The organism is Actinoallomurus soli (assembly GCF_024055715.1).
GTDB lineage: Bacteria > Actinomycetota > Actinomycetes > Streptosporangiales > Streptosporangiaceae > Actinoallomurus > Actinoallomurus soli.
Genome location: NZ_JAMXMV010000027.1, coordinates 12921 through 28202 on the forward strand (window position 1 = coordinate 12921; position 15282 = coordinate 28202).

The window sequence follows — 15282 nt, forward strand, 5'->3', positions numbered from 1 at the left end:
GGTCACGCCGAGGGCCCCGGCACCGACCCGGGCGACCCGGCGACCTGGTAGGCCGGCGGTGCGGCCAGGTGACATGCGTGTTCGGCCTCAGCGGGGAGCGTCAGGCGTGGAGGACGACCTTGCCGGCGACGGTGCCGGACTCGGCCAGGCGCATCGCCTCGGCGACCTGGGCGAGGGGCAGCTCGGCGGCGATCTGGGCGGTGATCTCACCGCGCCGCAGCGCTTCGAACACCTCGGTGAGGTCGGCGCGCAGCCGGGCCCGGAAGCGGCTGCGGCTCAGGGCCCGGCCGGCCCAGACGTTGAAGAAGTAGGCGCGGCGGCGGTTGGGCAGGGCGTTCCACAGCCACACTCGGCCCAGCAGCTTGAGCACCGGCCACTGCTTGGAACCTTCATCGTCGCGGGTGGAGGCGCTGCCGTAGGAGACGAGCGTGCCGCCCGGCGCAAGCATGCGCCAGGAGTCGACGACGCTGCGGCCGCCGACGTGGTCGAAGACGGCGTCCACGCCGCGCGGGGCGAGTTCACGGACGCGTGCGGGGATGTCCTCGGTGCGGTAGTCGATCGGGGCGACTCCACGTTCCCGCAGGGCGGCGTGGTGACGCGCGGAAGCGGTTCCGATCACCTTCGCGCCCGCGGCCTGGGCGAGCTGGACCAGGACCGAGCCGACTCCTCCGTTGGCGCCGTGCACCAGGACGGTCTGCCCGGCCCGGACGCGGGCCTTGCGGTGCAGCATCTGCCAGGCCGTGATGCCGTTGATCACCACGGTCTCCGCCTCCGCGGCTCTGATCCCGTCCGGCACCGGCACCACATCGGCGGCGTCGACGACCACGTGGCTGGCCCAGCCGCCGACCTTCAGCAGCGCGGCAACCCGGGTGCCGGCCAGGCCCGGAGCGACACCGTCCCCGGTCGCCAGCACGGTGCCGACCAGGTCGTAGCCGGGAACGAACGGGTAGGGCGGCTGGTCGTAGTAGCGGCCGCGGCGCATCTGCTGCTCGGCGAAGGAGACACCGGTCGCCTCCATCCGGACGACGACCTGACCCGGGCCGGCGGTCGGCACGGCCCTCTGCCGCATCTGAAGTTCCTCCGGCTCGACCTTGCCCGGCAGCACGACCTCGACCATTCCCGCAGCGTTCATGACGACCTCCATCGACGTCTCACCAGCGACAGTTAGCGGCTGGTGCTTTCGTTAGAAGTTATAACTCACGGCGGGAGTGACGGTCAACAACATTCGTAATAGGGTCTAACTGCGGGCATGCGCCGAGCGGCCCGCCGGGCTCCCGGGAGCCGGTGATCGAACAGGGAAAGGGACGAGCACATGACCACCGCGGGCAAGGAGACCCCACGCGAGCGCTACCGGGCCCAGCTACGGGCCGAGGTCAAGGAGCGCGCCTGGGAGCAGATCGCCGCCGCGGGGGCGCCGGGGCTGTCCCTGAACGCCATCGCCAAGCAGATGGGTATGAGCGGCCCCGCGCTCTACCGGTACTTCGCCGGCCGGGACGAGCTGATCACCGAGCTGATCCGCGATGCCTACCGAAGCCTCGCCGACGCCATCCGCACCGCCGCCGCGGCGGGTGCGGACCTGGCCGGACTGGGACACGCACTGCGCGCCTGGGCACGGGACGACCCCCAGCGCTACTTCCTCGTCTACGGCACTCCGGTCCCCGGATATCACGCACCCGACGACATCACCGAGATCGCCTCAGAGATCATGGGCGCTCTCCTCGACGCCGCCCAGTCGGACGGCACAGCCGTGGAGACCCCGGCCGACGGCCACCCCGACGCCCGCCTGGAGGCCCACCTCGCCGAACACCGGCAGTGGGCCGACGGCCACCCCGCACCCCCGGCCGCCCTGCGCCGCGCCCTGCGCTTCTGGACCCGTCTGCACGGCATCCTCTCCCTGGAACTGGCAGGCCACTTCACCGGCATGGGCTTCGACCCGGCCGAGCTGTACGACAGCGAACTGCGCCACCTGCCCCAGTAGGCGGCCCGCTTCGGGAGCCCTGCTCTGTCGTTCGGATGATCCCCGGGTATGCCGCGGTCGGGTGGTCGCCTGCCGTCCTTCCTCCGTCTCGACACCCGTGGTCCGGTTCGCCGCACGCAGCTGCCGTCGCACCGGACGGCCTCCCGTCGCCCCGTGAGTGGACGGACCTGGGTGCGAGTGTTTTCGCGGAGGCTGGGCGGGAAGCAGCGCTGCATGCACCATGCCGACGCACCGGTTCCGGAAACGACTGATCCCTTCCGACGCGAGGCGGGAAGCACCGAGCGATTCATCTCGGGATTCGACTACCCGATGTTCGTGGTGACCACCGCCGCCGACGGCGGGCGCGTACGGGCAGGGTGCCTCGTCGGGTTCACGACACAGTGTGGGATCGACCCTTTTCGCTTCCTCGTCTGCCTGTCGAAGAAGAACCGGACCTACCGCGTGGCGACCTCCGCCTCCTACCTCGCGGTCCACGTGATGGGCCGGGACCAGCAGGATCTGGCGACGCTGTTCGGCTCCGAGACCGGGGACGAGACGGACAAGTTCGCTCGCTGCGAGTGGCGGCCGGGCCCGGACGGGGTTCCGCTGCTGACCCGCTGCCCGCGCGTCCTCGTCGGTAGGGTGCTCGACCGTCGGGAACTCGGTGACCACATCGGCGTGCTGCTCGCCCCGGCCGAGACGCATGTCGGTTCCAATGGCGGCGGCCCGCTCATGTTCTCCGGCCTCCCCGCGATCGACCCCGGGCACCCGGCGTAGGCCACCCGCAGCCCAGGCTGCGGCCGGTGGCGGAGTTCCGGCACCGACACGCCGGTCGGCGAACATTGTCGGTGCCATCGCCTTTAATCGAGGAGTGGACGTTGAAGAGCGCATCGCCGAGCTGGCCGCCGAGGTCGAGCGGCTGAACGACCTGTACTACGGCACCGGCGACAGCCCGCTGCCGGACGCCGACTACGACGCGCTGAAGGATGAGCTGGCGGCGCTCGTAGCCGAGCATCCCGAGCTCGAGCCGGCTGACAGCCCGCTCGGCAGGGTCAACGCGCCGGCGGAGTTGACCGGTCCGACCGTGCGCCACGCGCGCCCGATGCTCTCGCTGGCGAAGGCGACGAGCGAGGAGCAGATCCGCACGTTCTGCGAGCGCTTCAGCGGCCAGGTCTTCCGCGTGTCGGAAAAGCTCGATGGGCTCTCGCTCAGCGTCGTCTACACCGACGGAAGGCTCGACTATGTCGCCACGCGCGGCACCGGCGCGGTCGGCGAGCTGGTGACCGAGAAGGTGCGTCACGTGATTCCGGGCCTGCCGACCCGGATTGAGGCGCCGGGGCGCGTAGAGGTCCGCGGTGAGGCCGTGATGCTGCGGTCGGTGTGGGCGGCCTATAACGAGGCGCACCCGGACCGGACGCTGACCAACCCGCGGTCGGGTGCCGCCGGGACGCTGGTGCTGAAGGATCCCGAGGCGGCCGCGAAGGCCGAGCGGCTGCTGCGGTTCTTCGCCTTCGGTGCCGATCGCGATGGCGTCGCGGTGCAGGTCCCGGCGGGCTTCGAGCCGGTCGCCCAGTACGTGTGCGCGAGCGCCGGGGAGGTGATTGACGCGATCGGCGAGATCGGTGGCCGCCGCGATGGACTGGACTACGACATCGACGGCGCGGTCGTGCGGCTGCACGAGCCGGCGGCGTTCGAGGCGGCGGGCTTCAACAGCGCCGAGCCCCGTGGCGCGATCGCGTTCAAGTATCCGCCGGAGGAGAAGCTGACGACGTTGCTGTCGGTCGAGTGGCCGGTCGGCAAGATCGGCCGCGTCCCGCCGCGCGCGAAGGTCGCGCCGGTGTTCGTCGGCGGTGTGACGGTGGAGAACATCACCCTCCACAACCCCCGGCTGATCCGCGAACGCGACCTGCGGATCGGCGACACGGTGGCGGTCGTACGGCGCGGCGATGTGATCCCGTTCGCGGGCCGCTCGCTGCCGGAGCGGCGCGATGGCAGCGAGGTCGAGATCGTCCCGCCGACGCACTGCCCGTCGTGCGGTTCAGAGCTGGAGGTCCGCGGCACCGGCGAGGAGCGCTGGTGTGTCAATCTGCAGTGCCCGGCGCAGGCGACGCGTCGGCTGATGCACTGGGCGTCGCGCCAGGCGGCCGACATGGAGGGCGTCGGTGACGTCTGGATCGAGAAGCTCGCCGAGGACGGCGTGCTCAAACGCCGCAGCGACCTGTACGACCTGACGGCCGAGCAGCTCCTCGGTTACGAGCGGATGGGCGAGACCAGCGCCCGGAAAATGGTCGACTCGATCGAGTCGTCCAAGGGCATGGGGCTGCGGCGCGCATTGATCGGGCTGGCGATCCCGATGGCCTCCGAGGGCACCGCCAAGCGCCTGTGCCTGGCCGGCTACGAGCGCATCGAGGACATCGCGGCGGCGACGGTCGAGGATCTGGTGGCGATCCGCGACATCGGGCCGAAGGCCGCCGAGAGCATCGTGGCCTTCTTCGCCCGCGCGGACGTCCAAGAGGAGATCGTGGCGCTGCGCGAGCGGGGCGTGAATCTCGATGTGCTGCCCGAGGACCGGCCGGTCGACGCGGCGGCCGCGGGTGACTCACCGCTCAAGGGGAGGTCGGTCGTGATCACCGGCGCTTTCACCGACCCGCGCTCCGGCGCGAAGATCAGCCGGCCGGACGTCACGCGCCTGGTGGAGCAGGCGGCCGCAACGACCGCCTCGTCGGTCTCGGCCAACACCGACTACCTGCTCGCCGGCGACAACGTCGGAGCCTCGAAGACCGGCAAGGCCGAGAAGCTGGGAGTCACGGTCGTCCACCAGGATGAACTATGGCGTTGGCTGGCCGAAGCCGGCGTCATCTGAACGACACCCACCACGCCCTCGCTCTGTTCTCCGAAGAACATCCATCCGGAAGTACCCGCTGAAGATCATGCGGCACACCGCGACCTCCTGGCTCGTCCAGGCCGGTGTGCCGCTGTAGGACGTCCAGCCCGGGCGCACGAGAACTCCTGTTCACACCTCATGAAGTTCTGACGATTCCCAACGGCTGATCGTCACGAACCATACGGTCAGCGTGGAATCCATGAAGGTCCTCCTCCCGGACGATCTTCAGACTCACGATGCCACCGGCCGGTTCGATGGCGGCACTGAGATCGAGGGAGACTCCCAACACCAACAGGAGTACCGGATTGCCTCCAGGGCGACGGTCAGCCAGATCGCCCACGCTATGACGCTGATCGGCCAGACCAGCCAGCCCGTGTGGAATACATCGCGAAGCCAGCCGGTCACATGCGTTGGTATGGAGAAGAGGATCAACTGATAGGCCCGGATGGTGTAGTGGAGGTAACCCGCCATCGCGACGCCGGCGGCCCAGGCCAGGAGCGTCCGCATGATCCATGGCCACCGCAGGGCCTTCCATTCCTCCGCTGGCGACTGGCCGGTGAGCCGGATGATGTGACCCAAGAGTCGGGTGGCGAGGGCCTCCGTGGCGAGCACCACGTTGAAACGGCCAGTGGTGGTCGACCTGTCATCGAGGGCTTGGTGGTCCAGCCTTTCTCTCGAAGAACACTCAGCCCAAAGTCTCGGTCAGCACCATGAACAGCAGGAAGCCGACGAAGAACAAGGCTGATCCGGATGCGGTCTCGCCGCGTTCGTGCGCCTCGACGAGGAGTTCTTCGGTGACCAGGTACATGAACGCGACAGCGCCGAAAGCCAGAACGCCGGCCAGGACGGCGGCCGAGACTCCGGACAGCAGCACGAGCCCGGCGACGGCTCCGACGATGGTCAGGACCGCCAGTACGGTGGGCAAGGCGATGAGGGTCGTTCTGCGGGTCTTCGGGCCTAGCGCTGCGGCGATCGACAGGCCGACGAACAGGTATTCGAGGGTCAGCGCCAGAGTGAGCAGGAGCCCGGTCTGATGGCCCGAGGTGAACCCGGCGCCGAGGACGGCGCCATCGACGAGGAAGTCGAGGGCTGTGGCGCCGATCAGGCCGGTCGGCATGCTGACACCGGCGTGTTTCTGCCGGGCTTCGATGCGCTCGGTGTAGGCGCGCATCGTGAACATGACGATGATCCCGGCGGTGAAGCCGATGATCGCCACGCCCGGGTTCTGGCGCAGCACCTTGGGAATGAGCTCGATCGCGGCGGCCGCGAACACCACGCCGGCGGCGAAGTGCTGAAGAGCGCTGGTGAGACGCTCGCCTGGGCGGGCGACTGCGGCGACCACGCCGGCGACGGCGGCAGCGGCGACCGGGATCGCCACGAAGCCGATGTCGATGGGGTCCAGCATCAGATGCCGCCCTGGTCATCTGATGCGGTGACGGCGAAGCCGGAGTGCACGAATCCTCCTGTGGCATAGGCGGGTCATGGTGCGAGACCCTCAAGATCAGGCACGCTACCGTGTTCGTCTGGTTCGCCGAGAAGCTTCGACGGCATGGCCACGCCGAGGTGGCCTCCCTGGAGGGGGCGATCGAGGAGGTGGCGACCGCGTAACCATCACGCCGCGCTCTATCTGGCCGCGAGACCTGTACTGGCTCAACAGCCCTAGGCACTCCGGCGCAGGTCCCGCACTTCGGGAAGCTGCTGGAAGCCGGCCGACCGATAGGCGGCGACGGCTCCGGCGTTGGAACTCTGGGTGCAGACGATCGCGCTCGACGAGCCCATCTCCTGGAGGGCGGCCGCAGCGGCGACGGCGATCGCTGTGCCGTAACCGTGGCCGCGATGTTCGCGGTGCACACCCAGCGGTTCGAGCAACCCGGGTTTTCCCGGGCCGGCCGACCACACGGTCGTGGCCGCCACCGCGTCGCCCTGGTCGTCGTACGCGGCCGAACACCGGGCGTCGGCGTACGGCAGTCCGGCGGCCATCGTGTGCCAGCGCTCGTCGGTGAACGTCGACCGGTCGAACGCCGCGCGCTGAACCGCAGCCCGCACATGGGCCTGCTCAGGACCGATCACTTCGATCCGGACGCCACAGTTCTCCACTGGCTCGCGGAGGCAGCGTGACAGCGGGATCCACGGCTCGTCGGGCTCCCATCCGTCTTCCCGCAGCAACTCTTGGAACAGTCCGCCCCAGCGCGCTTCGACGTAGGCCCTGTCCTCCGGCAGAACGCCGCGTTCAGGCTGCGTCACGTCCTCAGCCATCTGCCGGGCCAGTTCATCGTCCTCTCGAGCCTCGGGAGCGACGGCCAGACGCACCAGCTCGGAATCCACAAGCCCGACTGCGAGAATCCGCCCGTCGCGGCCCCAGGTCCGCACCGCCGCGGCCGTCGGCTCCCCGCCGAACCGCCAGTGCCAGCCGAGGTCTCCCGGATGCAACTGCATCGGCGCCCCGTCGTACTGCCACTTCCGCAGTGCGCGCACAGCCTCGCCCAGTTCGTCGGCTCCCGGCGTCCTCAACACGATCGACATCCCCTGATCGAATACGGCCCCCACCCGAGGCGTCGAACGGGTCAGCGACACGACCTAGCCGTTGCTGAAAACGGCAGCCTGACGATCAGGGGTGTTGCCCAGACTCTTCGACGAACGTCGTCACTACACGCGGACGAAACCAGGGCCTCGAGCCACTCACCCAGCCCCGGTGTCGTAGTCCACGAGTTCAAGCACTGGAGCAGCGAGACGCCACGTCGTTGGCGCGCATTCACCTGGAGCCGAGGTGAAGCCGGCCGGCTTCAGGTCGATCAGCGGAAACTCCTACACCATGTCCGGGGGATGCAACCCGCGGCCCGGCGTTGCGCTCCTCGGAGTAGACCTTCATCCCTACACGGGCCCCCTTTCCCCTCAGACCTCCGTGGTCCAGGGCGTTCAGGGTGTCCACACCTCGGGCGGATGGCCCGCATCAACTGATCGTGCAGCCGGTGCCGCCCGTGAGCGCAAGCTGCTGGCGAATAGTGTTCAGGTAGGCGCAGCCATCGCGAACGTTGGGCTCGATGTGGCCCCCTTCATGCCATTCGTTCCAGGCGTAGATCAGCACGAGATTGTCCGTGGCGGGCGGCCTGGTCGATGCCTGGATGTCGGATCGCAGGTTGGCCAGCAGCGTGCCGAACCGGGCGATCGAGTGGTCGTCGTACCAAGAGAACGCGGCCTCCAGCTGCTGCTCCGTGGCGTTCGGGCCTGGGTCGGCGATGCCGACGCCGTCCCAGGGCCGGTTGTCGAAGCCGGAGGTGGCACCCCGGATCAGGATGCCGGGGTAGTTCGCGATGCGGCCGCGCTCGGTGTCGACGTACTGCTGGTACGAGCGGCTGGCGTCGTAACGACCCTGGACCTGCGTGCCATCGAAGCCGCTGTCCGTGGACGGCACGCCCAGCTGGTCGTTGAGTGTGATCAGTACGTCCTCGCCGTACTTGACCTTGGCCTCCGCGCGGAGCGCGTCGGTGAACCGCCGGACAGCAGCGGCGTCGACCGAGTTCGCGGTACCGCTGCCGATACCGCGGTCATCGCACACCTCGATGATCGGCCGCCCGTCATTGGCGCGCAGGTAGTTCGGCTGCCCGAGGTAGGTGTCGACGATCGTGTCGGCGGCCTTGGTGATCTGGTCGGCGGGCAGCCGCAGCGAGACGTTGCCGTTGCTCCACGGATGGATGCACGTCATGACGTTGAAATCCATGTCGGCGCGGTTGGCGGCCTGCAGGAACGACCGTAGGCCGCCGATGAGCTGCTCCCCGCCACCGTTCGCCGGGTTCCAGTACCAGTAGAAGGAGAAGTAGCGGAGGCCGGCGCTCGACGCCTGCTCGATCTGCCGCTCCAGAGTGGCCGGCTGCTCGTCGTCGTAGTAACCGATCGACGGCTTCAGGTCCGAGAAGTCGGCATTCGGCCAGTGCCAGGTGTTCTGCGGCGCATCGTATCCGGCGAAGTCTTTGACGCCGCCCCACCAGTCGTTGTCACGGCCGTAGACGCTCTTGACATTGTCCATGAACGCTCGGTTTCCGTCCGCGTCGAAGGTGCCGAAGTAGATGGCGCCGACGCGGTTGTACACGGGGTACACATACCCGAGCGGCCCGTCGTCGGTGTAGCCGTTCTGTGCGAATCTGGCGACGTCGGCGTCGGGCACCACCCGCCATTCCACTCCGTTATTCATCCGGTGGAGTTCGGCGGTGCCGGAATGCGGCTGGGTGAAGGCGTACCCGATGACGCCCTCGTACGTGAACGCGCCCGACGCGGTCAGCGAGTCGCGCTCGGCCGAGGAGGCGGTGAGCAGATAGGTGGCCCGGGCGTTGCTCCTGAGCCGGTAGATCGCCTGGGATCCGGTGAACGGCTGCCGGAGCAGATATCCGAGCTTCGTCGGCTCAAGCGTCATGCCATACTGGCTGACTGCGGCGCTCTCCTCGGCCTCGGACAAGGTCCAGAACCAGCCGGCATTGCCGTTGGTGCGTAGTTCCAGGAGGGGCACCGGGTCGGTGACCTTGTTCTCCTGACCCGCCGTGTCGGCGGTCGCGACGCGCCCGCCCACCAGCGCCAACAGGACCAGCGTCGCCACCAATAGTGCTGTCGACCTTCGCCGCATCGCCTACCCGCTTTCGACCACCGCCAACCGGCTGGAGCCGACTTTACCGGCCCGCAACCGTTTCCGGCTGCCATTTTGAATCACTCCGAAATAAGCGAGCCAGTGGGTTCGGCGGCCGAGCGCCGATTCGGGAATGCTGGAGGACCAGGTGCTGTGGCCGGGATGTCTTGGCATGGTCCAGCTGCGCCGTCAGTTCGGCTGGTAGCACTCGCTCCGACACCGCATTGACCAGCCCGCCCATTAACCTCGGGCGTCTCCCTGCAGGGATACCCGGTCCGGGGGCACGCGAGTGCAGGCGAAGGCCCGCACAGTCGGCGGTGTAGGAAGAGATCACGTGGTCCAGCACCGTGCGGGGGTTCACGGATCCGTCTCCGGGCTCAAGCTGTTCCGCAACACCGACGACGACAGCCTGCTGATTCTGCCGACGCTCCCGACCCGGGCGAAGCACGGGACCACGTACTGATGCTCGCCGACATCGCCGACGCCGAGCGGGCCCGCGCGTGGCTGGTCGAATAGGGGGCCCATCGTCCTTTACCGCAGCGCCGCCGGCTGCACCGTGCGGGTGACCCGCGCAATGACCTGCTCACCTCGGCGGCCGAGCCGGCGGCCGAGCCGGGGGCCGTGGCCGTCGCCCGCATGCGCCCGCTCAGTCGCCGACGGCCTCTACCGCGGCGGCGATCGGCTCGAGCCCGGCGACCAGCTCGTCGAGCTCGTCCGCGCTGAGCACGTCGTACGCCGGCGCCGCCAGCTCGTCGGTGAGAGCCTCGATCCTCTCCTTGGTCTCCCGGCCGGCGTCGGTGAACCCGCCGGCGGCGTCCACGAGACCGCGGCCGCGTAGCCCGTCGACGACGGCGGCAACCCGTGCCTTGGGCAGATGATGGATCCGGCCGAATTCCTCCGCCCTCATTCCGAGGGAGAGAGCGAGGAGGACGTGGGCTTCGGTGCCGCCGATGCCGTGGGCGAGGAGGGCGGCGTTGTGGCCGTCCCCGCGGTGTTCGCGCAGCAGCGTCGCCGCGTGCCAGAGCCTGGCCACCGGTTCCTCGGGCACGTCGAGCGCCCGGAGCCCGGCATACAGTGCTCGGCCCTCGATCGGCGCGCTGACCGCTGCTCGGGCAGCGAGGTCGGTGACCCGTACCATGCCGGGGGAGTCGGCGAGCCCCCCGATCATCTGCCGTAGCGCGGCGGCGCTGCTCCGCTCGCGTACGGCGATCGCCTCCTCCGGGGTGATCTTCCCCCAGACCCACGGGATGTGGCGCGCCACCTCGCCGTCGGCGAAGTTGTAGAAGACCGCATGCACCACCTCGGCCGGTGCCGGCCCCAGCGGCGCGGCCCGGCCCGCGAAGTATCCGTCCCAGTAGTTGCGCATGCCGAGGGCCAGGAACGCCTCGTTGGGCACCTCGGAGAAGGTGACGGTGGCGATCGGCTCGACGAGCTCGAACATGCGGTGGACCTTGGCCTGTGGGTGCGGCATCGGTCGCATCTCCTGTGGTCGCGGCAGCGCCCCTGCTGGGCGGCCTCTCACCCTTGCTACGAACGACGCGGCCCGGATCCGACAACTCCGGTCGATCCTGCCGGGCAGTTTTTGGGTGTCACCCGGACTCGGCACCGCGCACAGCGTGTACGCGGCATTGTTGCCCTGACCTGACCTGACCTGACCTGACCTGACCTGCGGGCGGGTCGAGGGTAGCGAGCGCCGGCGCCCCACGACCGGGCGTCGTCGCTGGGTCGAACAGGACCTGACCGAGATTCAGGAAGTCGACCTGGTGAAGGTCGTAGAGCAGAAAGTGCAGGACGCCTGTTCCACGCTGCGAGCCCCGGTGCTGGTGGACGACACCGGCCTAACGTGTGACGCCTGATCATCCAGGTCCAACGGTCGGTTCGGGTGCTCCGTGGGTGTTTTCTGGCGCGATCTTCATGATGTCCTCCCTCTGATGTGCGCGTTGGTGGCGCTCGCTCCCACCGCGCTACCCGGGTGGGCCGCCTTCGCGGGAGTGACCTACCGCAGGATGCGGGGCGGCCGGGCGGCGACTACGGTGAAGTAATGCCGTATCGGTCGGTCTGGCCGATGCGGGCCGCTCGGCCATCGAGGTCTCCGCGCCGCCCCTGACCGATTGGCCGAAAACGCTCGCGGGCGTGTGGTCGCGTCCGCCGCACCCCGCCGAGACCGGCTCCTGATCGGGGGAGGAGCGATCGTGGACTACCGTGAGTTCATCCAGGCCATGCAGCGCAAAGGCGGCCTCGACGGCGACCTGGCCGAACGCGCCGCACGGGCGACCCTGACGACGCCGGCCGAATTCCTGGACAAGATCGCCGAACGTATCGCCGGTGGCGAGGTCGACCACCTGATCCCGCGGCCTTCCCTCACGCTGCACGGTCCGCTCAGACGCAGCGCGAGCGGCGGGACGGCGCGACGGATGCCGCTGAACCGGCTCGTGGACCGTATCGCCGAGCCGGCGGGCGTGTACCCGTTCGAGGCGTGCGAGTACGCCTGCGCGGTCTTCGCCACGTTGTGCGAGGCAGTAGGGGACGACGAGTACTCCGACGTCACCGTCCAGCTGCCGATGGGCTACCACGCGCTGCTGCCGGAGCCATGATGTCCACCGTTCCGACGCACTGCACCGAGGATGGTCGTGGGCCGGCGGCGATGCGCGGCCGTGCGGCCGAATGGAGCGCCGTCCTCGATCTGCTGGCCGCGGCGCAGGAGGGGCGCTCTGGGGTCCTGCTCGTCGAGGGCGAGCCCGGCATCGGCAAGAGCCTTCTCCTCCGCGAGGCGACGCGAACGGCCCGCGCGCGCGGCGTCTTGTCGGTGACGGTCGGCGCCCCCGAACTCGGCCGGATGCCGCTTGTGGAGTCGCTGCTCTCGGCGCTCGGCGAGGACGTGATCGCCGACGGCGAGGGACCGTCCGCCGAGCAGGACCGGCACATGTGGCGGATCGAGAGGGTCCGCGCCGGTCTCGACGAACGAGCGGGAGCCGGCCCCGTGCTGGTCAGCCTCGACGACCTTCAGCTGGTGACGCCGACCGCCCTCGCGACGCTGCGGGCCTGGACGTCACAGCTCGCCGGCCGGCCCGTCGCGTGGCTGCTGGCCCGCAGCACGGTGAAGGAGGGGAAGGCCGCCGGTCGCCTCTTCGGCCTCCTCGAATACGACGGCGTGCAGCGGGTCATCCTGCCGCCGCTCGACGACGAGGCGCTGACCTGGATCGTCATCGACATGCTCGGTGCCGTGCCCGACGCGCGGCTGGCGGCGCTCGCCCGCCAGTCAGGCGGCAACCCGTACCTCCTCACCGCGCTCATAGCCGGACTGCGCGGCGAGAATGGGATCCAGATTCGCGACGGCAGCGCACGTCTCGTCGCGGCCGGCCTGCCGCGGCGGTCCCAGGCGGCGGCACGGCACCTGCTCGACCAGTTGAGCCCGCGGACGCGCCACCTGCTGACCGTGGCCGCGGTCCTGGCACGCTCGTTCTCGCCGGACGCCGCGGCCGCGGTGCTCGGCGCGACCCCGACCGCGATCGTCCCGCAGCTCGACGAGGCGCTGTCGGCCGGCGTGCTCGCCGTCGCGGGGGAGGAGCTGGCCTTCCGGCACGGCCTGCTGTGGCAGGCGGTCACCGACGCCGTTCCGGTTCCCATCCGGAAGGCGCTGCACCAGCAGATCGGCGAGGTCCTGTACGACCGGGGCGGGCCTGCGACGGCGGCCGCGGCGCACCTGATGCAGGGTGTCCGCACGGGCGATCCCCGTGGCCTCGCCGAGCTGGATCGGCTGGTCGACGACATCCTGCCGGTCTCACCGCACACCGCGGCGGACATCGCACTGCGGGTAGTGCACCTCACCGGTCCCGCCGAACCGGCCCGCACCGATCGCACGCTGACCGCCGTCCGCACGCTCATGGAGGCGGGCCGGCTGGACGAGGCCGCCGGTTTCACCGAAGCGGCCCTCACCCGGCCGCTGACCGCCGCCGCCCACGCGCGCCTGTGCTGCCTCCGGTCGGAGATCCTGCACATGCAGGGCCGGTCGGCCGAGGCCGCGGCGGACGCCGCGACCGTACTGGCCCAACCGGGCCTACCGAACCGGCTCCGCGACGCCGCTGAACTCGCGCTGCTCAACGCGCAGGTCGCTGCCCGTGACGGTAGGCTCGCGCGTCGGCATGCGCAGGCGATCGTCGAGGCTGCCGGCGAGCACGGCGACGCCCTCGTCACCGGGGCGTTCATCACGCTCGCGCTGGCCGCGTGGGACATGGACGACCTGGCCGAGGGCCTGCGGCTCGCCCGCGAGGCCGTCAGCCGGGCGGCGTCCATCGACGCCTGGTGCCTGCACCCCCGGATGATTCTGGCGATGCTCCTGACCGACGTCCGGCGGCTGGACGAGGCATGTTCGGTGATGGCGAGCGCGGGCGACGACGTCAAGGTGCGCGGACGTCTCGTGTGGGCGGCGGCGCCCGCCGTGCTCCGCGCCCGTCTGCATCTGGCCGCGGGCCGTTTCGACGACGCGATCGCCGAGGCCGAGGCGGGCCTGGCGGCCACCAGTGGGTCGGGCCCGCATGTGCTGATGTCGTCCGCGCTGGCGGTGCTCGCCGTCGCCGCGCTGCGGTCCGGGGGCCCGAACGCCGCGCAGCGGTACGTCGACCGGGTACGGCCGGGACTGTCGCAGTACGGATCGCCACACGCAGAGGCCCGCTTCGCGCTCGTGACGAGCCAGATCGCGATGGCGCGCGATGGTGCCGGTGCCGTGGCGAGGGCGTTCGCGGAGCTGTGCGAGCAGGTGCCGGAGCACTCCTGGGCGCTGGTCAGCGACCCCACCGCGGCGGCCTGGCTGGTACGCACCGCGCTCGCCCTGGACGATCGCCTGCGAGCCGAGAGCGTGGTCGGCGCCGCGGAACGGCTCGCCCGCGAGAACCCGGGCTTTCCCACCGTCGCGGCGGCGGCCGAACACGCCCGCGGCCTGCTGGACGGTGACGAGTGCGCGCTGGACCGCGCGTCCGCGGACCACGCCGACCCGTGGGCGCGCGCGTCCGCGGCGGAGGACCTCGGCGCACTGGCCGCGAGCCGGGGCACCGGGTCACGGCAGTCGGCCATCGCCAGCCTGGACCAGGCGCTGGCCGGCTACGACGGCATCGGCGCGGCCTGGGACGCCGCTCGGGTGCGCCGCCGGCTTCGCCGGCTGGGCGTGCGGCGCCGCCACTGGACACAGGGCGAGCGTCCCGTCTCGGGCTGGGGCAGCCTCACCGACACCGAGCGCCGGATCACCGAGTTGGTCGCCCAGGGACTGACCAACCGGCAGGTGGCCGACCAGCTGTTCATCAGCGTGCACACGACCGCCTTCCACCTCCGTCACATCTTCCGCAAGCTCGAAATCGGCTCACGCTTCGAGCTGGCCCGGCGGGTCATGGAGGAGAACCGGCAACAGACGCCGTCCGACGCACGTCTCGGCGCGGCGACACCGGTCAGCACACCTCCCTGGCCAGGTTAGGAGGAGCCATGGCAGTGAAGCTGAGTGAGCGGTCGTTCGCGTACGCGAAGAAACTGATCGACGAGGGGAAAGCCGTCGTCGACGAGATGGGCGAATGGAGCGAACACCAGCCGTCCACGCAGCAGGAGAACGAGTTCATCGAGACGTTCGGATTCGACGAGTACGGCAGGTGGCACCTCGGCATCGACGACGACTACTCCAAGGACGACAAATCCAGGTACAAGTTTCCCTACGGGGACTTCGAGAGGGCCCACCGGTGCGGTGTGATCGCCGCGGAGGTGCGGGCGGCGCAGCGGAAGTACGACGACATCCAGGTCGCCGCGGCCCACCTGCACGGCATGCTCGACAAGCCGAAGTAACGC

Annotated in this window: 13 protein-coding genes; 7 read left to right on the forward strand and 6 right to left on the reverse strand. The window is 69.9% G+C overall.

All coding sequences use genetic code 11. The features are described from left to right. Nucleotides 1–100: 100 nt before the first annotated feature. Nucleotides 101–1132 (reverse strand): medium chain dehydrogenase/reductase family protein, encoded by a 1032-nt coding sequence (locus NDW01_RS37345; RefSeq protein WP_252829124.1) that lies wholly within the window; start codon nt 1130–1132, stop codon nt 101–103. A gap of 180 nt (nt 1133–1312) precedes the next feature. Here NDW01_RS37345 and NDW01_RS37350 point away from each other — a divergent pair, with 180 nt between their 5' ends. The 3 genes from NDW01_RS37350 (at nt 1313) to ligA (ending at nt 4820) form a co-directional block, all read left to right on the forward strand. After that, nucleotides 1313–1978, forward strand: coding sequence for a TetR/AcrR family transcriptional regulator (locus tag NDW01_RS37350; protein WP_252829125.1), 666 nt, complete (start codon nt 1313–1315; stop codon nt 1976–1978). 213 nt (nt 1979–2191) lie between these two features. After that, nucleotides 2192–2734, forward strand: a complete 543-nt coding sequence (locus NDW01_RS37355; RefSeq protein ID WP_252829126.1) for a flavin reductase family protein — start codon at nt 2192–2194, stop codon at nt 2732–2734. 94 nt (nt 2735–2828) lie between these two features. Continuing rightward, nucleotides 2829–4820 (forward strand): NAD-dependent DNA ligase LigA, encoded by a 1992-nt coding sequence (ligA, locus tag NDW01_RS37360; protein ID WP_252829127.1) that lies wholly within the window; start codon nt 2829–2831, stop codon nt 4818–4820. A gap of 252 nt (nt 4821–5072) precedes the next feature. On the opposite strand, the gene NDW01_RS37365 is transcribed toward ligA, so the two are convergent. The 4 genes from NDW01_RS37365 to NDW01_RS37380 all read right to left on the reverse strand — a co-directional run bounded on the left by NDW01_RS37365 (nt 5073) and on the right by NDW01_RS37380 (nt 9429). After that, nucleotides 5073–5456: a hypothetical protein gene (locus tag NDW01_RS37365; protein ID WP_252829128.1), complete on the reverse strand. Its 384-nt coding sequence runs from the start codon at nt 5454–5456 to the stop codon at nt 5073–5075. 70 nt (nt 5457–5526) lie between these two features. Further along, on the reverse strand, nt 5527–6246 hold the full coding sequence (locus NDW01_RS37370; protein WP_252829129.1) for a ZIP family metal transporter: 720 nt from the start codon (nt 6244–6246) through the stop codon (nt 5527–5529). 254 nt (nt 6247–6500) lie between these two features. Beyond that, the gene (locus tag NDW01_RS37375; protein WP_252829130.1) at nt 6501–7364 is read right to left on the reverse strand and encodes a GNAT family N-acetyltransferase; all 864 of its coding nucleotides are present in this window, start codon (nt 7362–7364) and stop codon (nt 6501–6503) included. Nucleotides 7365–7791: 427 nt separating this feature from the next. Next, nucleotides 7792–9429 carry a glycoside hydrolase family 99-like domain-containing protein gene (locus tag NDW01_RS37380; protein WP_252829131.1) on the reverse strand — a complete coding sequence of 546 codons (1638 nt, stop codon included), beginning with the start codon at nt 9427–9429 and terminating at the stop codon, nt 7792–7794. A 361-nt stretch (nt 9430–9790) separates the two neighbouring features. Here NDW01_RS37380 and NDW01_RS43320 point away from each other — a divergent pair, with 361 nt between their 5' ends. Next, complete coding sequence (locus NDW01_RS43320; RefSeq protein ID WP_256514070.1) at nt 9791–9919, forward strand: hypothetical protein; 129 nt, start codon at nt 9791–9793, stop codon at nt 9917–9919. A gap of 183 nt (nt 9920–10102) precedes the next feature. On the opposite strand, the gene NDW01_RS37385 is transcribed toward NDW01_RS43320, so the two are convergent. Next, the gene (locus NDW01_RS37385; protein WP_252829132.1) at nt 10103–10927 is read right to left on the reverse strand and encodes a MarR family winged helix-turn-helix transcriptional regulator; all 825 of its coding nucleotides are present in this window, start codon (nt 10925–10927) and stop codon (nt 10103–10105) included. A 721-nt stretch (nt 10928–11648) separates the two neighbouring features. Between NDW01_RS37385 and NDW01_RS37390 the strand changes: the two genes are divergently transcribed. The 3 genes from NDW01_RS37390 to NDW01_RS37400 are packed head-to-tail and all read left to right on the forward strand — an operon-like array spanning nt 11649 to nt 15279. Next, nucleotides 11649–12050: a DUF2267 domain-containing protein gene (locus NDW01_RS37390; RefSeq protein WP_252829133.1), complete on the forward strand. Its 402-nt coding sequence runs from the start codon at nt 11649–11651 to the stop codon at nt 12048–12050. Continuing rightward, a complete protein-coding gene (locus NDW01_RS37395; RefSeq protein ID WP_252829134.1) occupies nt 12050–14920 on the forward strand; it encodes a helix-turn-helix transcriptional regulator in 2871 nt (956 codons plus the stop codon). The genes NDW01_RS37390 and NDW01_RS37395 overlap by 1 nt, the downstream gene beginning before the upstream one ends. 8 nt (nt 14921–14928) lie before the next feature. After that, nucleotides 14929–15279, forward strand: coding sequence for a hypothetical protein (locus tag NDW01_RS37400; RefSeq protein ID WP_252829135.1), 351 nt, complete (start codon nt 14929–14931; stop codon nt 15277–15279). Nucleotides 15280–15282: the final 3 nt, after the last annotated feature.

Excerpts from the sequence above, each read along its gene's own strand:
- NDW01_RS37375 (WP_252829130.1), bottom strand. The coding sequence starts at position 7,364 with ATGTCGATCGTGTTGAGGACGCCGGGAGCCGACGAACTGGGCGAGGCT.
- NDW01_RS37370 (WP_252829129.1), bottom strand. The coding sequence starts at position 6,246 with ATGCTGGACCCCATCGACATCGGCTTCGTGGCGATCCCGGTCGCCGCT.
- NDW01_RS37350 (WP_252829125.1), top strand. The coding sequence starts at position 1,313 with ATGACCACCGCGGGCAAGGAGACCCCACGCGAGCGCTACCGGGCCCAG.
- NDW01_RS37355 (WP_252829126.1), top strand. The coding sequence starts at position 2,192 with ATGCACCATGCCGACGCACCGGTTCCGGAAACGACTGATCCCTTCCGA.
- NDW01_RS37385 (WP_252829132.1), bottom strand. The coding sequence starts at position 10,927 with ATGCCGCACCCACAGGCCAAGGTCCACCGCATGTTCGAGCTCGTCGAG.
- NDW01_RS37400 (WP_252829135.1), top strand. The coding sequence starts at position 14,929 with ATGGCAGTGAAGCTGAGTGAGCGGTCGTTCGCGTACGCGAAGAAACTG.
- NDW01_RS37345 (WP_252829124.1), bottom strand. The coding sequence starts at position 1,132 with ATGAACGCTGCGGGAATGGTCGAGGTCGTGCTGCCGGGCAAGGTCGAG.
- NDW01_RS37395 (WP_252829134.1), top strand. The coding sequence starts at position 12,050 with ATGTCCACCGTTCCGACGCACTGCACCGAGGATGGTCGTGGGCCGGCG.